This window comes from Collinsella sp. CLA-AA-H167 (assembly GCF_040095305.1).
In the GTDB taxonomy this organism is placed as follows: Bacteria; Actinomycetota; Coriobacteriia; order Coriobacteriales; family Coriobacteriaceae; genus Collinsella.
In genome coordinates, this window is sequence record NZ_JBBNGA010000017.1 from 13,675 (window position 1) to 36,061 (window position 22,387).

Here is a 22,387-nt window from a genome sequence, read left to right on the forward strand (position 1 = left end):
TTGGCAACAGCGTTTCCCAAGATAAAACCTGCCAAAATAAACCTATCCCTTTTTGGTGGGTTTGGGATGCTACAATCTGGCTTGTACTTGAAACGCATCAAAGGGGCCGCTATGGCAAAGGTAAAGATCAGTGACGTCGCGCGCGAGGCCGGGGTTTCGCTGGGCACGGTTTCCAACGCGCTCAACCACCCCGAAAAGCTGCGCCCCGAGACCCTCAAGCTCATCAACGAGACCATCAATCGCCTTGGCTACCTGCCCAACCAAAGCGCCCGTCAGCTCGCGGGCGGCGCCACCAAGTCCTTTGGCCTGGTGCTCCCCCGTCTCGATCACGGCTTTTCGCTCCAAATCGCCAGCGGCGCCCACAACGAGGCGCGCAAGCACGGCTACGATCTGCTCATCGCCAATGCCGATAACGACGATATTCTCGAGGACCATTACCTGCGCTATTTTATGGGCACGCAGATGTCCGGCGTCATGGTTCAGCCCATGGCGTCCCTCGATTGGCACCCCGCCATGACCAAGATTCCCGTCCCCATCGTCCATTTGGACGTCCATTGTTCAGAACCCGGTTACTACGTGGCCGCCGACAACGAGGCACAGGGGCGCATTATCGCCGAGCTCGCCATCGCCCGCGGCGCACACCGCATCGTCGTTGTAGGCCGAGCGGCATTTATGCAGCTCACCCTGCGCGTCCTGGGCATCCACAAGGCACTTGCCCTGCATCCCGATATCAAAATTGAGGTCATCGATGCCGGAGAGTGGAATACCGCAGCCGACGGCTACAGCATCGGTACCCAGATTGCCGAACGCCCTGCTGACGAGCGCCCCGATTTTGCCATCGGCCTGACCGACGTATTGGCCTCGGGCGTTATCTCGGCGCTGACCGACAAGGGCATTTCCGTCCCCGGCCAGATTCTTGTTGCCGGCTGCGATGGCAACCCGCTTGCCTGGAGCGGATCGGTCCCCCTCACCACGGTTGCACCACCGGGCTACGAGATCGGCCGCAAGGGCGTGCAGCTGCTCATGGAACAAATCGAGGATAAACCTGCCGCCAAGACCAAACGAGTCCGCATCGGCTCCGCCGCGCGCACCGTCACCACGGTCACGGCCACCGAGGACATTAACCGTCAGGAGCTCGTGCGCCCCTTCTTGCTCGAGCGTGTGAGCACCCAAAAGGCCGAGCAGCACCCGACGGGCCCATCCGCGGCCCCTATAACCGACATCAACCTGGGCGCTTACCTGTAACAAATAAACGCCGCAGCGGAAATAACTACGCTGCGGCGTTTTTGTTGGCCCCACGTGCCCTCCCCATTTAGCCGGGCCTGCGGCTACGGAAATTTATGGCATATAATCCGTTTTTTATTAACTTTTTTGCTAAAATGGATTCAATTCCATATTTTTAGAAATTTCCTATAAGTATTGATTTTGCTCCAGTTTTTTCTCGCCAAGAAAGAGGCTTCATGAATCTGATTGATCGCAAACAGTACCTCGACTGGCTCATTTCGTGGAAAGACTCGCACGTCATCAAAGTCGTTTCGGGCGTCCGAAGGTCCGGCAAATCAAAGCTATTCGAAATCTACCGCAGCTACCTGCGCGATCATGGAATCACAGGCGACCAGGTTATATCCCTCAACTTTGAAGACCTGGAGTTCGAGTCGCTTACGTCGTATAGAGCACTCTACGACTACATTTCCGCCAGACTCGTCCCCGATAAGATGAACTACGTTTTTCTGGACGAGATACAGCACGTCGAGCATTTCGAAAAAGCCGTCGACAGTCTTTTTATCAAAGACAATGTCGACCTCTACATAACCGGTTCCAACGCCTATCTGCTCTCGGGCGAGCTGGCAACTTTGCTCTCCGGTCGCTACGTAGAGCTCAAGATGCTGCCCCTATCCTTTAAAGAGTTTTGCTCGGCAAAAACCAATGACGGAAAGGCTCCCGCGCAGTTGTTTGACGAGTACATCACCCGGGGCTCTTTTCCCTTTATCGCCGAGACGGGCATTCAGGGACCCCAGGCGCGCGATTATCTTATGAGCCTCTACGATACCATCGTCATACGCGACGTTATCGAACGCCTGAAGGTCTCGGACGTCCCGACCCTGCGCGATATCACCAAGTTCCTACTCCATAGCATTGGAAACCGGATCTCGATTAAAAAAATCTCCGACACGCTCTCGTCCAACGGCAACAAAACCGACCAGAAAACCGTAGCCAAGTACCTCAAAGGCTTAACAGACAGCCTTGTGCTGTACTATGCTCCGCGCTATAACGTGCGCGGTCGGCAGCTTCTTACAACAAACGGCAAATACTACGCCGTTGACCTTGGACTTAGAGGCGCTCTTGTCAAAACCCAAAGCCGCGATATCGGTCATATCCTCGAAAATGTTGTCTATCTCGAGCTCCTACGCCGCGGATACGACGTCTACGTGGGCGATATCGACGGTGGGGAAATCGATTTTGTTGCCCTACGCTCAGACGAGACGGCCTATTTTCAGGTTTCAGCCACCACACTCGACGAAGCCACCCTCAATCGAGAGTTGGCCCCCTTTAAAAAAGTCCGAGACAACTACCCCAAGACGCTTCTTACGCTCGACACGCTGTTTGCGAACGCGAACTACGAAGGAGTCCGCAAGCGCAACGTGATCGACTGGCTCCTGGAGTAACTTGTAGCGTCATAACCCTCCGCCAGCTCCTTACCAAGGCCGCAGCCCCAGTCGCTTAAAGCACAATGCCCCTCTTATCGGCCAAAACAGCAATCTTGGCGTGATAAAAGGGGCTGACTGCGTCAGCGCTTCCACGCAGGCGCCGTTGCCGTCACCGTCCCGCGGGATCGGGCGCGGGACATGGCGACTCGCGTGCGAACGCTAACACACGGCCTTGACCGCGGCCGTCAGATCGAACAGCGTATCGAGCACGGCCTCACAGCCGTCCACCACGTCCTGCGGCAGCGGCACGATATCGGGGACGGCAAAGACGTGGCAGCCGGCCGTAATGCCCGAGACGCAGCCGTTACGCGAATCCTCGACCACGGCGCATTCCTCGGGGGCAAAGCCCGCGCGCTCGCAGGCGAGCAGGTACATCTCGGGGTCGGGCTTGCCGTGTACGACGTCCTCGCCGCAGGTCACCGCCTCAAACTTATCAAAGAGGCCGACCATCTTGAGGTTGCGCTCGGCCGTAACGTGGCGCGACGACGTCGCAAGACCCACGTGATAGCCCGCAGTCAGCAGCTCGTCGAGGCACTCGGCGGCACCGTCCTTAAGCTCCAGATCGGTCTTGACCATCTCGTCGCGAATCTCCCTATGGCGACGATAGATTGCCTCAGCGGTTTCGCGGCTGCCGTAATGCCCATCAAGGATCTCCATGACATCGGGCAACGTGCGGCCGATAAACTGATGGATCAGCGCATCGTCAATCGCGAATCCCAGCCCGGCCGCGCCCGCCTTCCACGCCTTGATACCCAAACGCTCGGTGTCGACCAGCGTTCCGTCCATGTCAAAAATAACGGCCTTGATCATATCGGTCCCCCATCTCTTCGCGCTGCTGTACTCCCGCAACTTTACCGCACCTGTAAACTTGTATATAACGTATATAGCATATTGCACTTTCGTTACATAGATAGAAGTCTTATGACAAGCGACTCGGTAGGATTATAGTTTTCGACCGAGTACATATTGGTAAGGATCAATTCATGTTTTCAGACACTACCGCGCCCGCAGAGGGGCTTCAGGACAAACTCGCAGCGCTCGAGCAGCTGCTTTTGGCATACGGACGCGTCGCCATCGGCTTTTCCGGTGGCGTCGACAGCAGCTTTTTGGCCGCGGTCTGCGCCCGCATCATGCCCGCCAGCACGCTTCTCGTTCACCTCACCACGCCGCTCATCGGCACGCCCGAGCAGGCTTCGTTTGAGCGGGCAGTTGACGGGCAGGCCGATGAGGGGCCGCACTTCAAGCTTCCCGTACTCAACCTCTCGGTCGATCAGCTGCAGCTCCCCCAGGTAGCCTGCAACGACGCCGACCGCTGCTACCACTGCAAGCGCGCCGGCTTTACCGCCATCGTCAACCACGCAAAGTCGCTGGGCTTTCCCACCGTCATCGACGGCAGCAACGCAAGCGACCGCGGCGACTACCGCCCCGGCATGCGCGCCGCCCAGGAGCTCGGCGTGCGCTCGCCGCTTATGGAGGTCGGCTTTACCAAGGACGAGGAGCGCGAGCTGCTACGCGCCTGGGGCTATCCCGTCTGGAACCTGCCGGCAGGAGCCTGCCTGGCCACGCGAGTCCCCACGGGCGAGGAGCTCACGCGCGAGAAGGTCGATGTAATCCGCACCTGTGAGGACTACCTGCACGACCTTGGCCTGGACCAGGTCCGCGCACGCCTCGTCGGCGGCTGCATGCATATCGAGGCCGAGCCGGCAGACGTCGCCAAGATCGCCGCCCTCGGCAGCACCGCGGTCAACGACGAGGGCAAGGCCCCGCTTCCCGCCGCCATCGAATCTGCCCTGCACAACCTAGGCTGCGATCATATCTCCCCCGAGGTCACCCCCTACGTCCACGGCAACATGAACCAGTAACCTACCAAAAAGGGACAGGTTTATTTTGGCAGGTTTTATCTGGGGAAACGCAAACAGGGCCGCAACGTCGCATGGCGTTGCGGCCCTTTTCCTTGGAGAAGGATCGATTGATTGAGCGGGCGGGTTACACCTAGCCCTCGAGCCCAGCGTTAATAAGCTCCGCGATCTCGACGGGATCGGTGCTCGCGCGCACCTTATCGCGGAAGCCGGCGTCCATCAGCATCACGGCAGCCTTGGAAAGCAGACGCAGGTGCGTGGTTCCAGCTTCGCCGGCGGGCACGTATAGCGCAAGCGCGACATCGACGGGCACGCCGTCAAAGCTCGGCCACTCGACAGGCTCGGCCAGCTTGAGCACGGCAACGCCCGGCGCATGGATCGCGTCGCTCTTGGCATGCGGAACAGCAAAACCGGCGACAAGGCCGGTCTCGGCCTCGTTCTCGCGAGCAATGAAGGCGGCCTCGACGGCAGAAGCATCATCGGCAAAGCCAAGATCAACAGCCTGCTCAGACAGATAATGCAACGCGTCCTCGCGCGAGGCAGCGACGTGGCCAATCGTCACTTGGTTGGCAGATACAAATCCCATGGAAACCTTCCTTACAACACGGACCTGACCGCGGCTTCGATGCCGTCGGCGTCCAAACCGTACTTGTGCAGCAGATCAACCGCAGGACCGGATTCACCGTACACATCGCGCACGCCGACGCGACGCATCGGCACTGGATGCTGCTCCGCGAGCACCGAGGCAACGGCCTCGCCAAGACCGCCGATAATCGAATGCTCCTCGGCAGCGACCACGCGACCGGTCTTCTTGGCGCTGGCAACCACCAGACGCCCATCAAGCGGCTTGATCGTGTGCATGTTGATGACCTCGGCGTCGATGCCATCGGCAGCGAGCGCCTCGGCTGCCTCGAGCGCCTCGGCAACCATAAGGCCACACGCGACGATCGTGACATCGGAACCATCGCGCACGACCACGCCGCGACCAATCTTGAACTCATAGTCCTCGTGGTCGTTGATAACCGGCGTAGCCAGACGGCCAAAACGCATGTAGACCGGGCCCTCAAACTCATAGGCGGCGCGCACGCAGGCGCGAGCCTCGATGTCATCGGCAGGAACGATCACCGTCATACCCGGAATCGTGCGCATGAGCGCGATGTCCTCGCAGCACTGATGCGTAGCGCCGTCCTCGCCCACCGAAATGCCGGCATGGGTGGCGCCAATCTTGACGTTGAGATGCGGGTAGCCAATGGAATTGCGGACCTGCTCGTAGGCGCGACCGGCGGCAAACATCGCAAAGGTGCTCGCAAAAGCAACGCGGCCCGTGGTCGCGATGCCGGCGGCAAGACCCATCAGGTTGCTCTCGGCGATACCGGCATCGTAAAAGCGCTCAGGGTGGGCAGCCTTAAACTTACCCGTCTGCGTAGCGGCGGCCAGGTCGGCATCGAGCACTACAAAGTCATCGTGCTCATTGCCCAGCTCGACAAGTGCCTCGCCATAGCTAACGCGCGTGGCGACTTTCTTGACCTCTGCCATTAGAGCTCCTCTCCTGCTGCCGCGAGCTCGGCCATGGCCTGCTCAAACTGCTCGTCATTGGGCGCCTTGCCATGCCAGCCAACCTGGTTCTCCATAAAGGAGACGCCTTTGCCCTTCACCGTCTCGGCGATGATAGCGACGGGCGCGCCGGTCACCTCGCGAGCCTCGGCGAAAGCCGCCTCAATCTGCGCCATGTCGTTGCCATCGGCGAGCTCTATCACATGCCACTTAAAGGCGCGGAACTTGTCCGCGAGCGGCATGGCCGAGTTGACTTCATCGATCGTGCCGTCAATCTGCAAGCCGTTGTGGTCGACGACGGCAACAAGATTGTCGAGCGCATGGTTGCCGGCAAACATTGCCGCCTCCCACACCTGGCCTTCCTCGCACTCACCGTCGCCCAGCAACGTGTAGACACGGTAGCTGTCGCCCCAGTGCTTAGCGGCAAGCGCCATTCCAACTGCAGCAGAGATGCCCTGACCGAGCGAGCCGGTGGACATGTCGACGCCCGGCGTGTCATTCATATTGGGATGGCCCTGCAGGCGGCTGCCGATATGGCGGAGCGTCTCGAGCTCTTCGATGGGAAAATAGCCGCGATTCGCCAACACCGAATACAGCCCCGGCGCCGCGTGACCCTTGGAGAGCACAAAGCGGTCGCGATCGACCTTGTGAGGGTCGGCAGGATCGATATTCATTTCCTCAAAGTACAGATAAGTCATGATGTCGGCAGCACCGAGCGATCCACCCGGATGTCCCGACTTGGCCGCGTGAACCGCAGTCACGACACCCTTCCTGACCTCATTGGCGACCTTCGTCAGCTCCTGGTTGGTCATACGAATTCCTCTCTTGAGAACAACCCCGGCACCGGATAACGCGATGCCGGGGCAACCCACTCGTTAGGCCTGAGCGACGACCTTCTGCCAGTCAGCCTCAAAAGAGGCGAGGCCCTGGTCGGTCAGCGGGTGATGCAGGCACTTCTTGAGAGCGGCCATGGGCACGGTCGCGATGTCGGCACCAAGAAGAGCCGCCTGGGTCACATGGTTGGGCGTGCGGACCGAAGCGGTGATGATCTCGACGGTGTCGTCGACGTTCTTGCCGGTCCAGTCATAGTTCTTGATGCAGGTCACGACATTGTCGAGCTGCGAGATGCCGTCCTCGGCGATGTCGTCAAAGCGGCCGACAAACGGGCTGATGTAGCGAGCGCCGGCATTGGCGGCCATAAGGGCCTGCGTCGGCGAGAAGACGAGCGTCATGTTGACACGCACGCCCGCATCGGCCAGAGCGCGGCAGGCGGCAAGGCCGGCCTCGCAGACGGGGAGCTTGACCACAATGTTAGGGGCGAGGGCGGCAAGGTGCTTGCCCTCCTCGATCATGCCCTCGGCCGTGGTGGCGGTAGACTCGGCAGACACGGGCAGACCCTCGCAGAGCTCGGCAATCTTGAGCATATGGGGCTCAAAGTCGGCGAGCTTACCGCCGGTCTTGGCGTACAGGGACGGATTGGTGGTAACACCGGCCAAGCAGCCCCAGCTCTTGGCCTCGGCAATCTCGTCAAGGTTGGCGGTATCGATAAAGAACTTCATGGTGCAAACTCCTTCTAAGGAATCCAAAACTCAAAAAATAGGACAAAGGGGATGTCCCTTTGTCCTATGTGCCGGGCCCGCAGCTGGGACATGCCCCGGGCCCGGCGTCGTGTAGGGAAAGCTACCTAGTCCTCGAGAGCCTTCTCGATGCGGCTCGTGACGCCCTTGAGGTTAAGACCGACGACGTACTGCTTGATCGGGCGCTTGATGTGCTCGATCACAAAGCGCTTGCCGTCGATGTCCTGGGCAGCGAGGTTGCGGTAGAGCTTCTCGACCTGCTCCTTGACCTCGGGATCGTTGAACGCGTAGTGGCCGGAGACATCCAGAATCTTCAGGCTGAGCTCGTCGTCTGCCAGAATGTCGTCAACCTGCAGGTTGACATCGTCGCCGGTCATCCACTTGCGCCAGCGCTCGGTCTTGATGGCCTTGACCAGCAGCGTGTGGTACAGGTCGGAAGGATCGTCGCACAGGCCGTTGTCGACCAGGATCTGCTCGGTAGCACAGAGCTTGAGGTAAGCGCGGGTCTCCTCGGTGCCGTACTGAGGGGCGACATTGGAGGCCGTCACGTGAGCCGGAATGTGCTCGAGCAGCGTCGCGTCGTCCAGGTAGTCGGCGTTGTGCTCCTTCAGGCCCACGCCGTAGCGCTTGGCCATGTCGGCGAGCTCGCGGGCATTCTTAAAGTTGTAATGGCCGACCTGCTCGGTCCAACGGGTGAGCGTACCGGTCTGGCCAACGATAAAGGTGGGCATGGGGCAGCCGCGCTTCTCGAGCTCGGGCTGCAGCTGAGAAATGAACTCCTCGTACTTGTCGGTGGAGGTCAGGCCGCCATTGGTCTCCTCGGTACCGACCTCATAGGCAACCTCGGGCAGGTTATGCTCGCGACGGTACTGCTCAAGGTAGTCGATAAGATCGATCGTGCGGCGAAGCACCACGTCGAGCGGAATAACCTTGCCGATCTGATAGGGGTCCTTGGTGGGGTCGACCATCAGCAGGTCAAAGCCTGCCTCCATGTCGGCGACAAAGGACTTGCGGGCGAGCTCCATGGCCTCGTCCTCGGGCAGGTGGGCGTTACGCTCCTCGTCGCGCTGCCACGGACCGCCGTGATCACGGCACAGGTAGTACGGACCGGTGTAACCCACCTCGTCGGCAACCTTCTTGATGTCGGCGGCAAAGCGCGTCTGATCCCAACCGTTGACGTAGCCGGCGCCCATCTCGTCCATATCGACCTGGTTGCGGCTGGCGATAAACATGGGCGGGAAATCCTCGTCCTTGGCAAGCTCGAACACAGCCTGAATCAGGTTGGGGCTCATGGGGCCAATGCCGACCATGGTTGCGTGATCGCCGCTATCCTGCAGCTTGAGCATGCCTTGAACGGCCTGGCGGATGGTGAGGTTGGACATTTTGTTCTCCTTCTCCAGAGGATTTTTGACAAAAGTTCCCTGGGACCCAGATGTGGGCCCTATCAGTACGGATGGATTTTGTTGTGTAGGGGCGGTTGTGCGGAGTCAAATCCATCCCTCCGCACAACCGGAGTCCTTAAAGGTTTACTTGGCCTGCTTATCGAGCGTGGGCTTCATGGCAATCAGGATTGCAGCGGCGACCACGGAGCCAATCACGATGTCCAGGCAGAACAGCGCGACGTTGTTGGTGGCAAGGGCGACGATAAAGCCACCGTGCGGGACGTAGCAGTCGATGCCCTGGAAGGCGGCAAGCGCCGCACCCACAGCAGAGCCGATGCAAATGCCGGGAAGGGTGTGACCGAGGTCCTTCACCGCGAAGGGGATAGCGCCCTCGGTAATACCGATGCAACCCATGAACAGCGCGGAGATGCCCATCTGACGGTCGGCGTCATCGAACTTGTTCTTGGCGATGAGCGCGGCGAGGCCACAGGCGATCGGGGGAACGGCGACGGCGACGCGGAACATACCATTAGGACCGTAGATGCCAGAGGCCATGATGGCCATGGTGAAGGTCGAGGCGGTCTTGTTGATGGGGCCACCCATATCGAAGGCGGTCATAACGCCAATGACCAGACCCAGGACAACCGCGGAACCGCCCTGCAGGCTGCCGAGCACGCCGGTAAGCCAGTCCATCACAAAGCCAAGCGGCGTGGCCAGGATGTAGATATAGGCCATGCCCAGGACAAGCGAGGTCAAAATCGGGATGATCAGGATGGGCATGATGGTCTGGATGGTGTTGTTGACCTTCCAGGTCTTCATCCAGCGGACAAAGTAGCCGCAGATAACCGCCATGATCATGGCGCCCAAGAAGCCAGTCGAAACGCTGTTGCCGTTAGGGGTAACGACTGCGTTGTTGACCAGGTAGCCCAGGACAAAACCGGGGGCGAGCGCGGGCTTGCCGGCCATCGAGTAGGAGATGTAAGCCGCAAGCACCGGGATCATCATGGAGATGCCGGCCATGCCGATGGTGTTAAGACTCACCATCAGCGGGTTCGTAACCTCCATGCCGTTGGCGCCGGCGGTACCGGATGCCAGCGAGAAGGCGAGAAACACGCCGCCGATAACGACGATGGGGATAAAATAGGAAACGCCGGTATTGAATGCATTGAGCAGCGTCTTACCAGGATCGGCAAAGATAGACTGCTTGGACGCCGGTGTCGGGGCCTGCGGGGCAGCGGAGACGGCCTTCTTCTCTGCCTTGGCCTCGGCCTTGGGCGCGTCAACGGCGCCACCCGTCGCCTTAATGATCTCAACGGCCTGGTCGATGATCTTCACCGGATCGGCGATTACATCCGAGGTGCCGACCTTCAGGAACTTGCCCTCGGCCATCTTCTGCTCAAAACGATCCTCGTTCTCGACGCCCACGTCGACGGACTCGAGCACCAGGTCGGCGGAATCCACGTCTTCCTGCGTCAGCTCGTTCTCGATACCCAGGCCACCCTGAGCCTCGACTTTGCACTCGATGCCACGGGCGGCGCATTCATCCTGAATCGCCTTCTGGGCCATATACGTGTGGGCAATACCCACGGTACAGGCGGCAACGCCTACGATCTTCATTGCTTCCCTCTTTTCATAGAGTTGCGTGCGCAAGACACCGTTTGCGGAGGCCTCCGGAGCATCCCCTGCCGTTTGGACTTGCTGTCTTTTCGACAAGACCAATATAGGTGCTCGTTTTTCTTAATGCCAGCTTATTTCGGTAAACGCGCAGGTCAGAGCGTTGGTTATGCTATTTGGTTATGCGTTTAACCAAAAATGAATCCTGCGATTTTACCCTCGATTTCAAAAGTCAAGAAGTATTTGATTTTCTCGGTAGACGGCAGATGCGCATGCCGGTCACAAATTTCGACCCCACCCGTATACCGCATTTGTTGCATACTCATATGAAAGGAAAAGGTCGCTCACCGAAGCGCATCCCTCACCAAGACTCAAAGTCATCATGTTGGAAAATGCTCATCTGTCGGAAGGAGTCGCTGTGGCAAAACAGCGCGTTACGATCGCAGACGTCGCTCGAGAGGCGGGAACCTCGACGGCAAGCGTCTCGTATTACCTCAACGACAAACGAGAAAAGCTTAGCGAGAAGACGCAGGCAAAGATTGCGCGCGTCATCAAGGAACTCGGATACGTTCCCAACGCCCAAGCGCAAACGCTCACCGGCAAGCAGACCCACGTCATCGCCATCATCATTTTGGATAACACCAACAAGTGGGCGGGCCTCGTCCTCAACGGCATGGAACAAGTCATGCTCCCCGCGGGCTACCAGACGGTCGTTTGCACGAGCAACTTTAACCCCGAGACCGAGCTCATGTATGTCGACAAAATGCTCTCGCTGGGCGTCGATGGTTTTATCATCCAGCCCACGGCAAATTTCAAGGCCGTCCACGACCGCATCAAGCGCGCCGGCAAGCCCGTCGTCTTTTTTGACGCGGCCATCTACAGCCCAGGCACCAGCTGGATCAAAACCAACCTCTACGACGGCGTGTACAATGCCACGCAGGCGCTTCTCGATGCCGGTTACGAGGACTTTTTCTCCATTGCCGCTAACATGACCGAAATGCGCACCCGCATGGAGCGTTTTCAGGGGTATGCCGAGGCACTGGCAGCGAACGGACAGATCTACAAAGCGATTCCCATCGACCACAACAAGCCGTCGGTCGGTGAGCTTACCGAGTACTTTAAATACAAGTTCAACCCCGCCAAGCGAACCCTTATCTTCGTGCAAAATCAGTGGGCACTTCCCCGTGTCTACAAGGCTCTCCAGCCCATGGCCCATCTACTTCCGCAGCAAATCGGTCTTTTGGGACTCAACTGCGAAGACTGGACCAACCTCACCACGCCGACCGTCTCCACGATCATCGAGCCCGTCGACCAGGAAGGCAGAGAGGCGGCCGAGATGCTCCTCGCGCTACTCGATGGCAGCAGCACGCCCGGTGAGCAGCGCATTCTCGAATGTAAACTCAATTGGCTCGGTTCCACCTCGATCTAGCCATACGTCAAATATGAGGCAAATGGATCCGTAGCGTTTGTCCCAAATCTTAAGTATTTGTTCGACAGAACGGCCCCTGTCGGCTCCTGCTAGACTGGTAGATTCCCAACCGTCCATCCAGGAGCCTCCATGTCGCGCAAGTCCGTTTACAAGCAAGTACTTTCCATCGGCACCGCCGTGGTGCTGGGGTTTGCGCTGTTCACAGGATCGCTCGACGGGGCGCCCAAGCTGTTGTCGCCGCAAAGCGATGAGCAGGCAGCGGCCCTGGCCGAAAAACAAAACGAGAGTCCCAGCCGCACCGACGACGAGGCGGACCTGGTTGCCCGGCTCGAATCGGGAACAGCCAGCTCCGAGGACTCCGGCGATGGCTCCGAATCCGCCGCACCCGACACCGGTGACGCCGCTTCCGAGGACAGCTCCACCACCCCCATCGACGAGGTCGAAAACCCCGATCTCGACCGCGCCCGCGGCGTATATCTCAGCAGCATTCCCGACTACGCCGGCAACCCCTACGTTGCCCTTCGCGCCGACAGCACGCACCCGCTCGGCACGCCGTCATTCACGCTCGATGAATACGAGCGCGCTACCAAAGAGGGCTGCTTTAAGAAGTTCTCCAAGCTCGACAGCTTAGGCCGCACCCGCAAAGCGCTCGCCTGCGTGGGTCCCGAGTCGCTCGGTCAAGGCAAGCGCGGGGATATCTCGCGTATCCACCCCGCCGGATGGCACCAGCAGCGCTACGACTTTATTCCGGGTCAAAGCCTCTACAACCGTTGCCACCTCATCGCCTGGTCGCTCTGCGGCGAAAACGCTAATCGCAAGAATCTCCTCACCGGCACGCGCTATCTCAACGAAACGGGCATGCTGCCGTTTGAAGAGCAGATCCTCGACTATATCCACGACACAGGCAACCATGTGCTCTACCGCGTCACGCCCATGTACAACGAAGAGGAACTTGTCTGCCGCGGCGTGCGCCTTGAGGCGCAATCGGTCGAGGACCACGGCAAGACCCTCTGCTTCCACGTATATTGCTACGATCTGCAGCCGCACGTGCAGATCGACTACGCCACCGGCCGCAATCAGGCCTCGGGGGACTAGGGCCGACCAAGCTGCCCCAAAACCTAAAATGATCCGTTTTCCTCCGTCCCCCAGGGATCAAAAAGGGCCGCCCTGGATTGCCCAGAGCGGCCCTTGCACCGGCATGCATGTTGCAGGCAACGCCACGCGCTACTTGGCGCGGCCCTCCTCATAGCGCTCGACCAGCTTGGCCTGAACGTCATAGGGCACCTGCTCATAGCCCGCGGGCTTCATGGTAAAGTCGCCCGTGCCGCGCGTGATGGAGCGCAGGCGCGTCGAGTAATCCGTCAGCTCGGCCAGCGGCGCCTGGGCAATGACCACGGTGTCTCCGCGCTCATCGGTCTCCATGCCCGTCACGCGACCGCGCGAGGCCGAGATGTCGCCCATCACGGCGCCGGCGTAGCTCTCGGGGATCGTCACCGTGATTTCCTCGATAGGCTCCAGCACCACTGGATCGGCATCGGCGCATGCCTTGCGCAGGCCGATGCGAGCCGCCGCGCGGAACGCCATCTCGTTGGAGTCGACGCTGTGATACGAACCGTCGTACACCGCGACGCGAATGCCCGTGAGCGGGTAGCCGGCAATAATACCGTCCTTCATGGTCTCCTGGACGCCCTTGTCCACGGCGGGAATCAGCGAGCGCGGGATGCGGCCGCCCACGACCTCGTCCACGAACTCATAGCCGTCGCTCGTGCCGTCGGGCCCAATGAGCGGCTCCACGCGCAGCCAGCAGTCGCCGTACTGACCGGCGCCGCCGGTCTGCTTCTTATGGCGGCCCTGGGCACTTGCCGTACGGCGAATGGTCTCGCGATACGGAATGCGGATCGGCACGCTCTTGGCAGCAACCTTGGTGCGGTCCTCCAGACGATTGAGCAGCACCGAAACCTGCGCCTCGCCCACTGCCGAGATAATGGTCTGGCCAGTCTCCTCGTCGCGGTCGATGCTCATGGTCGGGTCTGCCTTGCAGGCCTTCTCGATAAACGTGTAGAGCTTCTCTTCGTCGCCGCGGTTCTCGGCTTCGATGGCGATGCGGTACTGCGAGTTGGGGAACTTAAACGCCGCAGCCTCGACCTTGCCGGTAATCGAGAGCGTATCGCCCGTCTCGGCAGCCAGCTTGGGCGCCACGATGATGTCGCCGGCATAGGCATGGCCAACCTCGGTCATATCGCGGCCGCACATCACATACAGGTGAGCCAAACGATCGCTCTTGCGGGTACGCGCGTTGACCAACTCAAGACCCGGCTCAAGCGTGCCCGTCAGCACCTTGATAAAGCTGATGCGGCCCTGCTGCGGATCGGCCAGCGTCTTAAACACAAACGCCACCGGACGGTCATCGTCACTCGAAATCTTAAGCGAATCGCCGTCGATGAGCGGCATCTCGCCGTAGTCGGTCGGCGCCGGGAAGTACGTGGCGATGTCGTCCATCAGCGAGTTGACGCCCTGCTCCTTAATGCAATCGCCCGCAAAGACCGGCACAAAGATGCGCTCGGCGATCGCCTTAGACAGCAGGCCTTCAAGCTCCTCCTGCGTCAGCGTCTCCTCGCCTTCCAGGTATTTCATCATCAGCTCGTCGTCGGCCTCGGCCACCAGCTCGCACAGATGGTCATGGGCCTCCTCGGCCTGGGCACGATACTCCTCGGGAATCTCCGACTCAACGGCCTCGGCGCCGTTGCAATGGCGCGCCTTCATGCGCACCAGGTCGATGATGCCGTCAAAGTCCTCGCCCTCGCCCCAGGGAAGAGTCACGGCGCCCAGGCGCGTACCAAAGCGCTCCTGCAGCAGGTCCATTGTGGTCGCAAAGCTGGCCTCGGAGCGCGACAGGCGGTTTACGAACACCGCACGCGCCAAGCGCAGGTCCTCGGCGGCATACCAGAGCTTAACCGTCGTAGGCTGCGGGCCGGCCTCGGCGTCGACCACAAACAGAGCCGTCTCGCAGACGCTCATCGCGGCAAAGGCGTCGCCGATAAAATCGGGGTAGCACGGGGCATCGAGCACATTGATGCGCGCGCCCTTCCAGTCGATCGGCGCAATGGTCGTCGAGATGGAAAATGCACGCTTAACCTCTTCGGGGTCATAGTCGAGCGTGGGCTTGGTGCCGTCGTGGCCGCCCAGGCGGGCGGTCTTGCCGGAAAGGTGGAGCATGGCTTCGGCGAGTGAAGTCTTGCCCACCCCGCCTTGGCCTACGAGCACCACGTTCCTTACGTTACCGGTCTTGGGAGCACCCATGATGACCTCCTTGCAGGGCCGCGCGCAATGCGCGACGCCAACGGGGAGAGTTCGCGGTCGGTGCCATCCCGGGAGCAGCATGGTCGGCAGCCGAGCCGACTCACCCTCCAAATGTCCTATGCCACCACCCTACCCTCACGGGCGACCGTCCATGCACACCTTTCGGCACACGTATGAATACAGGCGGCGAGAGGAAGAGACAAGCTTGTGAGGCAATTATTGAACCCCGTCGATGTAAACAAAAAGCCGCCACAGACCGTAAGACCTGTGGCGGCTTCGCCTCAATTGCCTCAATTAATAGTTGAGTAAATACCTGAGTCTATCCCTCGATACGGCTCAAGAACTCACGTGTGCGCTGCTCGCGCGGATGGTCGATAACCTGCTCGGCAGGTCCCTCCTCGACAATGCGACCGCCGTCCATAAAGACCACGCGGTCGGCAACATCGCGCGCAAACTGCATTGCGTGGGTCACGATTACCATCGTCATATTCTGCGCCGCCAGGTCCTTAATGACACGCAGCACCTCGGCCGTCAACTCGGGATCGAGCGCCGAAGTCGGCTCGTCAAAGAATAAGATTTCCGGGTCGAGTGCCAGGGCGCGGGCAATACTCACGCGCTGCTGCTGACCGCCCGAAAGCTCACACGGCACCTTGTTCTCGTTGCCCGTAAGCCCCATCTGCGCGATCAACTCATGCGCACGCGCCTCCGCCTGCTCGCGCGGGCGCTTGAGCACGCGAATCGGAGCATCGGTGATGTTTTTCATCACCGTATAGTGCGGGAACAGGTTGTAATTTTGGAACACCAGGCCGAATCGCGAGCGCGCCTGCTTGGGCACATCGCCCTTCGCATAGACCGCGCCCGAACCCACATCCGTCGCAACGGCAAGGTCGCCAAACGAGAGCGAGCCTCCGTCGAGTGTCTCGAGCAGCGTGGCACACCGCAGCAGCGTGGACTTACCGCCACCCGAAGGCCCGATAATCGCCACGACCTCACCGCGCTTGACTTCGAGTGAGATATCCTTGAGCACCTCATTGCCGCCAAACGCCTTACGCGCGCTTTCGATTTTCATCACTGAGTTAGTCATGATAATAGTCCAGCTTCTTTTCGGCAGCGCCCAGCAGCATCTCGACCACAAAGTTAAAGACCCAGTAGATCAGCGCCGCAATCGCAAACGGCACCATGCTCACTTGCGAGGCAACCAGCGCCTTGGCCGTCGAGAACATCTCCCCCACGCCGATGGCAAACGCCAGCGAAGTGTCCTTGACCAGCGTGATGATCTCGTTGCCCATCGCCGGCAGAATACGCTTGGCGACTTGCGGCATCACAATGTACAAAAATGTCTGCAGACGCGAATAGCCCAGCACCTCGGCTGCCTCGTATTGTCCGCGCGGAATGGACTGCAAGCCCGAGCGATAGATCTCGGCAAAGTAGCCGGCGTAGTTGATGATGAATGCCACGACGCACGCCGTCCATTTGGAATCGGGCGTGAGCGAGATGCCAAACACGTAGTACGGGGCAAAGTAGATCGCAAACATCTGCAGCATAAGCGGCGTGCCGCGCATCACCGAAATATAGATGCGCGCAATCCAACGCAGCGGCGCGACCTTGCTCATGCGCATAAACGCCACGGGGATTCCCAGCGGAATCGACCCGAGCAACGTCAGCACAAACAGCTGCAAGCTGACCAAGAATCCCTGGCCAAGCATCTGCATCATGACCTGAATAGACAACCCAAGCTCTCTTTCACAGTAACGGAACAGCGAACCCAATGCTAAAGCGGGTTTTCCAGGTGCCCGAGTTTGCCGTGAAAGAGGAGCGCCGCGTACTAAATGTACGCAAGCGACGGTTTGAACGGCAAAATCGGGTGCCTGGGAAAGCCGCTATTTGAGCACCCAGTTGTCGAAGGAAAGACCATAGCTTGAATACTTGTCGCACAGGTCCTTAACCGTGCCGTCCTCGTAGAGCGCCTTGAGCGACTCGGTCACAGCATCGGCCGACTTGGTGTCGCCTTTCTTAAAGCCAACGGCGTAGTGCTCGCTGGACAGCGGCTCATCAAGCTGCGTGTAGGCATCGGGCTTGGCGGCAAGCTGATACTGGGCAATCGAAAGGTCGCACGCCACAGCATCGACCGCACCGCTCTCGAGCTGCATAAAGGCCGTGTTGTACTCGCCGATGGTATCGAGCGTGGCAAACGTCGCCGCCAGATCCTTCTGGTCACCCTCGAGCACGTCCTGCGCAGCGGAATCGGTCTGGGTAATCACGGTCTTGCCGGCAAGATCGTCCCAGCTCTTGATACCCGCGTCCTTCTTGACCACCAGCACCTGCTCATTGAGCATGTACGGCTCGGAGAACGTGTAATCGTCCTCGCGGCCCTCCTTGGTAAAACCGTTCCAGATGCAGTTGATGGCGCCGGAGTTGAGCAGCGTGTCCTTGGCATCCCAGTCGATGGCCTCGTATTTGACCTCCCAGCCCTGCTTATCGGCAACAGCCTTGGCCAGATCGAGATCAAAGCCGGTGTACTCGCCATCATCGCCCACAAAGCCGTACGGAGGATAGGACTTATCAAAGCCCGCCACGAGCTTCTTGGACTCCGCAGCGCCCTTCACATCCTTGGCCGCGGCAGAACCAGCAGCGGAGCCCTTGCCAGCACCACCGCCGCAACCGACAAGACCAAGGCCAAGCACCGCGGCGAGCGAGCCGGCTAGACCAACAAACTGACGACGAGACATATCGGTATTCATGGTATTCCCCCTCGATAGCACTTTAGTTAGGTAAAGTGAATCATGTAACGTCCAGAATCATACACTTTACCTTGATGGAGCACAAGGTTGGGGTTGCCCGGCGCGGGCGGGGAGCGGCGCGGAATTAAGTTTCCTGCTCTACAGTCCTGCGCAAGACGGAAAGCACGCATGGAGCACTAGGTTGGAGCACCCGGCTGGGTGGCGCCCGGCGCGGAGTTTAATTTGCTGCTCTACAGTCCTGCTCACGACGGAGGCCACATTAAGTGGCCTCCTGTTCGTGCGGAACTCGCGACAAATTAAACTCCGCGCCGGGCGCCACCCAGCCGGGAGACAACGTGCTCGGAACCTTAGATAGCCTCCTCTCCAAACGGGCACGTTGAATGCACGGTACAATTGCTTCGGACTTTTCTTTTATTTAATAGTGGGGTTAATTCATGGCAGAATCTCGTGCGGAGCGTAAGGCTCGTCGTGCTTTGATCGAGGCGGCTGAGGGGTCGGAGGAGAAAAAAACTTCTAAGAAATCCAAGTCGTCTCAGGATGCGAAGGGTAAGTCGGCGAAGGGCAAGGTTAAGACCAAGCGTTCTGGCTCTCGTCAGGGCGGGGATAAGGCGCCTCACGTTCGCTCCAAAGGCTCGCGCAAGGATTCGGCTCAGCCTGCGCGTAAGGCCGTGGATCCCAAGTCTCCCTGTTCGATCATGAAAGCTTGTGGTGGGTGTACGGCACTCAATCGTCCTTATAAGAAGCAGTTGGCGGCCAAGCAGGCTGCTATGGAGGAGCTGTTTGCTGAGCTCTGCGAGCGCGAGGGCATTAGCGTCGACCCCATTCGCGGTATGGGAGTCACCCTGGGAGACCCGGGCAAATATCCTGCGCCGCGTGGTTTTCGTCATAAGGCTGCCACTCCGTTTGCTCCCGGCAAAGAGGGCGCTGTCCGCTGCGGCTTTTTTGAGCGCGGTTCGCACAGAATCGTTGCCGTGCCCGAATGCCCCGTCGAGGTACCGGGCGCCCGACAAATTCTTAACGGCATCGCGCGTGAAGCTGAGCGCCTGCACATTCCCGCCTTTAACGAGGACAAGCATCTGGGCTTGCTCCGCTATGCCGTCGTCCGCTGCGGTTGGCGTACCGACCAGGTCATGGTCACGCTCGTGACCGCTCAGCGCGACCTGCCGCATGCGCAGGAGTTCTTTGAGGCCGTCGCGGCACTCGATCCGCATATCGTCACCGTTGCCCAAAATATCAATGGCCGTCCCGGTAACGCCATCTTGGGTGAGGAGACTCGTATCGTCTATGGCGCCGAATGCATGCGCGATCAGCTGCTCGGCTGCGAATTCGATATCTCCCCCACCGCGTTCTACCAGACCAACCCACAGCAGACCGAACTGCTCTATCAGCTCGCTATCGACGGCATGGATTTGCACCAGGGCGATGTGCTCATGGATGCCTATTGCGGCAGCGGCACCATCGGCCTGTGCGCAGCCAAAGCCGCCCAGAACAAGGGCATCGGCATTATGCTGCTCGGTGTGGAGCGCAACCTGGCGGGCATTGCCGACGCACGTCGCAATGCCGAGCTCAACGGCCTCACCCGCAGCGCCTGGTTTATGGCCGACGATGCCACCGATTACATCCTAGATGCCGCCGACAACAACGAACGCGTCGACGTTCTTTCCATCGACCCGCCGCGCGCCGGTTCCACCACCGAGTTCCTCGAAGCCGCCTGCGCACTTAAGCCGCGCCGCATCACCTACATCAGCTGCAACCCCGTCACTCAAGAGCGCGACCTGCACCAGCTCCTTGACGGAGGCTATCGCCTGCTCAGCATTACGCCGGTTGATATGTTTCCCCATACCGACCATACCGAGACCGTCGCCGTCCTCGAACGCCGTTAATCTACTGACATAAGAAAAGGAGCGGTCCGTCTTGACCGCTCCTTTTCTCGTTACAGATTGAGCCTCGCTACATCCCCTTGCGCAGGTCGCACACGCCGGCTGCCGCCATCTCACGCAGCAGCGTCTCGCGGTCGCGCGTCACGATCAGGTCCAGCGGGAAATGAATCTCGTCGAGCATCTTGCGCGCGTGATCGAGCTTGCCAATGGCCATGCCAATGTGGGCATCGGTCGACACGCCAATACCCACGCCCAGCTCGGCGCAGCGCTCGGCGATCTTGCGGCATACAGCCCAATGCTCAGTGTCGACACCGTGTTCAAGACTATGGTTGTTGATCTCGATAATCTTGTGCTTGGCCTTAGCCGCCAACAGCACCTCGTCGATATCGAACAGCACGCCCGAGCGACCCGCGTGGCCCAGCATGAACACCTTGGGGTGTTCCAAGGCATTGATATACATCTCGGTCGTTTGGGCGAGCGTCGCGCCCTCAGCAATCTGCGGATTATGCACGCTTGCAACCAAATAATCCAAATTACGCGTCACCAAATCGAACAGCGAATGCTCACGACTATACGAATCGCCGGCGATATCGAGCGTGACAGGAGTGTCCTCGCCAAACAGGCTTCCGTCCAGCGAAACGATATCGGCCTCGGCACCACGCAGCACTAGCACGCCGCTCCAAATGCGCGGCCAGATATCCTGGTTGATAAAGAACTGGTAACTGCGCAGGTCATTGGGGCAAGCCGTAACCATAGAGCTCAGATGGTCGGCGGATCCGAGCACCTGCAGGCCACGCTCTGCCGCCCAATACACATTCTCCTCAATGGTCGAATATGCATGCGCAGAGAACATCGTATGGGTATGAATGTCACAAGAAAGCAGGTAGGGCATCAGGTCTCCTTATCTGGCATGGCCGTCGCTTATATTCATTGTACGCATAGCCTTCGATAGTCGTAAAACCACTCCATCCCAAAGACACAACGTCCATGACAACGGGGTCCGGCTTAACACCAAACCCCGTTTCACGTAAAACATTGTAGGCAGAGCGCTTTACTTTTAACGATACTCGTCCGCCAACTGTTTCCAAGCGGGTAGCGAATTGATAATCGTCTCGTAACTCACGCAGTAGCCCAAGCGGAACCAACCCGGCATACCAAAGCTGTCCGAGGGAACCGCAAGCAACTCATACTTCTTTGCGCGCTCGCAGAACGCATTCGCATCGGGCTCCAGCGCCTTCACCCATAAGTAGAATGCACCATCCGGCTCAACATAGGTGTAGCCGTACTCCGCTAGTGCATCGGTAAGCGCGGTGCGGTTGCGCGCATAGGCCTCGACATCGCTCGGTTCATCAATGCAGTCGATGATTACACGCTGGAAGAGGGCCGGTGCGCACACGAAGCCCAGCGTGCGGGCGGCACCGGCAACGGCCGGCATCAGGCGAGCAGCCTGCGGATTGGTATTGGGAACCAAAATCCAGCCCACGCGCTCGCCCGGCAGCGAAAGCGACTTGGAATACGAGTAGCACACCACGGTGTTCTCGTAGATCGAGGGCACCCAAGGCACCTCGGCACCGTACACGATCTCGCGGTACGGCTCATCAGAGATGAGCGTGATTGGGTTCTCGGAATCGCGCTTGGCGTTGACCTCGCGTAAAACATTGGCCAGTCGCGTCAGTGTATCGCGCGTATACACTGCACCGGTCGGGTTGTTGGGCGAGTCGATAATGACGGCAGCGGTCTTATCGGTAATCGCCTTGAGCACGTTATCCACGCTCAGCTGGAACGTATCTTCATCGGCGAGCGCCTCGACGCACGTGCAACCAGCTTTCTCGATCCACACGCGATACTCCGGGAAGTACGGAGCGATAACGATGACCTCGTCGCCCGGATTGGTGATCGCGTTGAGCGTGCAGGTGAGCGAAGCCGCGGCACCCACCGTCATAAAGACGTCCTTGCCCTCATAGCTCGTGCCAAAGCGACGGTTGAGCGAGTCGGCGACGGCTGCTCGACATTGCGGCAGACCCGGCGCAGGCGTGTATCCATGCAGTTGGTCGCTCGGCAGCTCCAAGGCCTTCTTAATGGACTCAGCCACGGCGGCAGGTGCCGGAACGCTCGGGTTACCCAGCGAAAAATCGAATACGTTCTCCGCGCCGATCTGTGCCTTGCGCTCAAGGCCATAGCTAAAGATCTCACGGATGATGGAGCTTTCCGCACCGCGAGCATACATAGTTTCGTTGATCATCTGTTCCCCTTTCGCATAGGCGCTATTGTACGCTTTAGCTGAGCAAAGTGCCGCAGCAATGTTGATTGGGGACAGACTTAAATGCGTGAAAACGCTCATTT

General features: G+C 59.3%; 19 protein-coding genes. 6 read left to right on the forward strand and 13 right to left on the reverse strand.

Annotated features, from left to right (window positions below; translation table 11 throughout):
• Positions 1 to 111: 111 nt before the first annotated feature.
• Both AAAT03_RS09345 and AAAT03_RS09350 read left to right on the forward strand, forming a co-directional pair.
• Positions 112 to 1,245, forward strand: a complete 1,134-nt coding sequence (locus tag AAAT03_RS09345; RefSeq protein ID WP_349103186.1) for a LacI family DNA-binding transcriptional regulator — start codon at positions 112 to 114, stop codon at positions 1,243 to 1,245.
• Between the two features lie 215 nt (positions 1,246 to 1,460).
• Positions 1,461 to 2,666, forward strand: a complete 1,206-nt coding sequence (locus AAAT03_RS09350) for an ATP-binding protein (RefSeq protein ID WP_349103187.1) — start codon at positions 1,461 to 1,463, stop codon at positions 2,664 to 2,666.
• Positions 2,667 to 2,867: 201 nt separating this feature from the next.
• Here AAAT03_RS09350 and AAAT03_RS09355 read toward each other — a convergent pair whose 3' ends face one another.
• Positions 2,868 to 3,518 carry an HAD family phosphatase gene (locus tag AAAT03_RS09355; protein ID WP_349103188.1) on the reverse strand — a complete coding sequence of 217 codons (651 nt, stop codon included), beginning with the start codon at positions 3,516 to 3,518 and terminating at the stop codon, positions 2,868 to 2,870.
• A gap of 173 nt (positions 3,519 to 3,691) precedes the next feature.
• Between AAAT03_RS09355 and AAAT03_RS09360 the strand changes: the two genes are divergently transcribed.
• The gene (locus AAAT03_RS09360; protein ID WP_349103189.1) at positions 3,692 to 4,570 is read left to right on the forward strand and encodes an ATP-dependent sacrificial sulfur transferase LarE; all 879 of its coding nucleotides are present in this window, start codon (positions 3,692 to 3,694) and stop codon (positions 4,568 to 4,570) included.
• A 130-nt stretch (positions 4,571 to 4,700) separates the two neighbouring features.
• Here the strand turns inward: AAAT03_RS09360 and AAAT03_RS09365 are convergent, their stop codons facing one another.
• From AAAT03_RS09365 to AAAT03_RS09390, 6 genes are all read right to left on the reverse strand, one after another.
• Positions 4,701 to 5,153 carry a PTS sugar transporter subunit IIA gene (locus AAAT03_RS09365; RefSeq protein WP_349103190.1) on the reverse strand — a complete coding sequence of 151 codons (453 nt, stop codon included), beginning with the start codon at positions 5,151 to 5,153 and terminating at the stop codon, positions 4,701 to 4,703.
• A gap of 11 nt (positions 5,154 to 5,164) precedes the next feature.
• Positions 5,165 to 6,103 carry a transketolase family protein gene (locus AAAT03_RS09370; RefSeq protein ID WP_349103191.1) on the reverse strand — a complete coding sequence of 313 codons (939 nt, stop codon included), beginning with the start codon at positions 6,101 to 6,103 and terminating at the stop codon, positions 5,165 to 5,167.
• Positions 6,103 to 6,933 carry a transketolase gene (locus AAAT03_RS09375; RefSeq protein ID WP_349103192.1) on the reverse strand — a complete coding sequence of 277 codons (831 nt, stop codon included), beginning with the start codon at positions 6,931 to 6,933 and terminating at the stop codon, positions 6,103 to 6,105. Before AAAT03_RS09375 ends, AAAT03_RS09370 begins: the two co-directional genes overlap by 1 nt.
• Positions 6,934 to 6,996: 63 nt before the next feature.
• Positions 6,997 to 7,680 carry a fructose-6-phosphate aldolase gene (gene fsa, locus AAAT03_RS09380; RefSeq protein ID WP_349103193.1) on the reverse strand — a complete coding sequence of 228 codons (684 nt, stop codon included), beginning with the start codon at positions 7,678 to 7,680 and terminating at the stop codon, positions 6,997 to 6,999.
• 125 nt (positions 7,681 to 7,805) lie between these two features.
• Positions 7,806 to 9,080, reverse strand: coding sequence for a class II D-tagatose-bisphosphate aldolase, non-catalytic subunit (locus tag AAAT03_RS09385; RefSeq protein WP_006235615.1), 1,275 nt, complete (start codon positions 9,078 to 9,080; stop codon positions 7,806 to 7,808).
• A gap of 144 nt (positions 9,081 to 9,224) precedes the next feature.
• Positions 9,225 to 10,697, reverse strand: coding sequence for a fructose-specific PTS transporter subunit EIIC (locus tag AAAT03_RS09390; protein ID WP_070097143.1), 1,473 nt, complete (start codon positions 10,695 to 10,697; stop codon positions 9,225 to 9,227).
• Positions 10,698 to 11,112: 415 nt separating this feature from the next.
• Here AAAT03_RS09390 and AAAT03_RS09395 point away from each other — a divergent pair, with 415 nt between their 5' ends.
• Positions 11,113 to 12,123 carry a LacI family DNA-binding transcriptional regulator gene (locus AAAT03_RS09395; RefSeq protein ID WP_349103194.1) on the forward strand — a complete coding sequence of 337 codons (1,011 nt, stop codon included), beginning with the start codon at positions 11,113 to 11,115 and terminating at the stop codon, positions 12,121 to 12,123.
• Positions 12,124 to 12,252: 129 nt separating this feature from the next.
• A complete protein-coding gene (locus tag AAAT03_RS09400; RefSeq protein ID WP_349103195.1) occupies positions 12,253 to 13,218 on the forward strand; it encodes a DNA/RNA non-specific endonuclease in 966 nt (321 codons plus the stop codon).
• A 129-nt stretch (positions 13,219 to 13,347) separates the two neighbouring features.
• On the opposite strand, the gene AAAT03_RS09405 is transcribed toward AAAT03_RS09400, so the two are convergent.
• From AAAT03_RS09405 to AAAT03_RS09420, 4 genes are all read right to left on the reverse strand, one after another.
• Positions 13,348 to 15,423: an elongation factor G gene (locus AAAT03_RS09405; protein ID WP_117646325.1), complete on the reverse strand. Its 2,076-nt coding sequence runs from the start codon at positions 15,421 to 15,423 to the stop codon at positions 13,348 to 13,350.
• 319 nt (positions 15,424 to 15,742) lie between these two features.
• Positions 15,743 to 16,507 carry an amino acid ABC transporter ATP-binding protein gene (locus AAAT03_RS09410; RefSeq protein ID WP_349103196.1) on the reverse strand — a complete coding sequence of 255 codons (765 nt, stop codon included), beginning with the start codon at positions 16,505 to 16,507 and terminating at the stop codon, positions 15,743 to 15,745.
• Positions 16,500 to 17,138, reverse strand: a complete 639-nt coding sequence (locus AAAT03_RS09415) for an amino acid ABC transporter permease (protein ID WP_118206397.1) — start codon at positions 17,136 to 17,138, stop codon at positions 16,500 to 16,502. Before AAAT03_RS09415 ends, AAAT03_RS09410 begins: the two co-directional genes overlap by 8 nt.
• 165 nt (positions 17,139 to 17,303) lie before the next feature.
• Positions 17,304 to 18,164, reverse strand: a complete 861-nt coding sequence (locus AAAT03_RS09420; RefSeq protein WP_349103197.1) for a transporter substrate-binding domain-containing protein — start codon at positions 18,162 to 18,164, stop codon at positions 17,304 to 17,306.
• A 434-nt stretch (positions 18,165 to 18,598) separates the two neighbouring features.
• On the opposite strand from AAAT03_RS09420, the gene rlmD reads away from it, so the two are divergent.
• Entirely contained in the window at positions 18,599 to 20,047 is a 1,449-nt protein-coding gene (rlmD, locus tag AAAT03_RS09425) for a 23S rRNA (uracil(1939)-C(5))-methyltransferase RlmD (protein WP_349103198.1), read from the forward strand.
• Between the two features lie 67 nt (positions 20,048 to 20,114).
• Here the strand turns inward: rlmD and AAAT03_RS09430 are convergent, their stop codons facing one another.
• A complete protein-coding gene (locus tag AAAT03_RS09430; protein WP_349103199.1) occupies positions 20,115 to 20,936 on the reverse strand; it encodes a phosphatase in 822 nt (273 codons plus the stop codon).
• Positions 20,937 to 21,101: 165 nt separating this feature from the next.
• On the reverse strand, positions 21,102 to 22,286 hold the full coding sequence (locus tag AAAT03_RS09435; protein WP_349103200.1) for a pyridoxal phosphate-dependent aminotransferase: 1,185 nt from the start codon (positions 22,284 to 22,286) through the stop codon (positions 21,102 to 21,104).
• Between the last annotated feature and the right edge of the window lie 101 nt (positions 22,287 to 22,387).

Excerpts from the sequence above, each read along its gene's own strand:
- AAAT03_RS09345 (WP_349103186.1), top strand. The coding sequence starts at position 112 with ATGGCAAAGGTAAAGATCAGTGACGTCGCGCGCGAGGCCGGGGTTTCG.
- AAAT03_RS09350 (WP_349103187.1), top strand. The coding sequence starts at position 1,461 with ATGAATCTGATTGATCGCAAACAGTACCTCGACTGGCTCATTTCGTGG.
- AAAT03_RS09355 (WP_349103188.1), bottom strand. The coding sequence starts at position 3,518 with ATGATCAAGGCCGTTATTTTTGACATGGACGGAACGCTGGTCGACACC.
- AAAT03_RS09360 (WP_349103189.1), top strand. The coding sequence starts at position 3,692 with ATGTTTTCAGACACTACCGCGCCCGCAGAGGGGCTTCAGGACAAACTC.
- AAAT03_RS09365 (WP_349103190.1), bottom strand. The coding sequence starts at position 5,153 with ATGGGATTTGTATCTGCCAACCAAGTGACGATTGGCCACGTCGCTGCC.
- AAAT03_RS09370 (WP_349103191.1), bottom strand. The coding sequence starts at position 6,103 with ATGGCAGAGGTCAAGAAAGTCGCCACGCGCGTTAGCTATGGCGAGGCA.
- AAAT03_RS09375 (WP_349103192.1), bottom strand. The coding sequence starts at position 6,933 with ATGACCAACCAGGAGCTGACGAAGGTCGCCAATGAGGTCAGGAAGGGT.
- fsa (WP_349103193.1), bottom strand. The coding sequence starts at position 7,680 with ATGAAGTTCTTTATCGATACCGCCAACCTTGACGAGATTGCCGAGGCC.
- AAAT03_RS09385 (WP_006235615.1), bottom strand. The coding sequence starts at position 9,080 with ATGTCCAACCTCACCATCCGCCAGGCCGTTCAAGGCATGCTCAAGCTG.
- AAAT03_RS09390 (WP_070097143.1), bottom strand. The coding sequence starts at position 10,697 with ATGAAGATCGTAGGCGTTGCCGCCTGTACCGTGGGTATTGCCCACACG.
- AAAT03_RS09400 (WP_349103195.1), top strand. The coding sequence starts at position 12,253 with ATGTCGCGCAAGTCCGTTTACAAGCAAGTACTTTCCATCGGCACCGCC.
- AAAT03_RS09405 (WP_117646325.1), bottom strand. The coding sequence starts at position 15,423 with ATGGGTGCTCCCAAGACCGGTAACGTAAGGAACGTGGTGCTCGTAGGC.
- AAAT03_RS09410 (WP_349103196.1), bottom strand. The coding sequence starts at position 16,507 with ATGACTAACTCAGTGATGAAAATCGAAAGCGCGCGTAAGGCGTTTGGC.
- AAAT03_RS09415 (WP_118206397.1), bottom strand. The coding sequence starts at position 17,138 with ATGATGCAGATGCTTGGCCAGGGATTCTTGGTCAGCTTGCAGCTGTTT.
- AAAT03_RS09420 (WP_349103197.1), bottom strand. The coding sequence starts at position 18,164 with ATGAATACCGATATGTCTCGTCGTCAGTTTGTTGGTCTAGCCGGCTCG.
- rlmD (WP_349103198.1), top strand. The coding sequence starts at position 18,599 with ATGGCAGAATCTCGTGCGGAGCGTAAGGCTCGTCGTGCTTTGATCGAG.
- AAAT03_RS09430 (WP_349103199.1), bottom strand. The coding sequence starts at position 20,936 with ATGCCCTACCTGCTTTCTTGTGACATTCATACCCATACGATGTTCTCT.
- AAAT03_RS09435 (WP_349103200.1), bottom strand. The coding sequence starts at position 22,286 with ATGATCAACGAAACTATGTATGCTCGCGGTGCGGAAAGCTCCATCATC.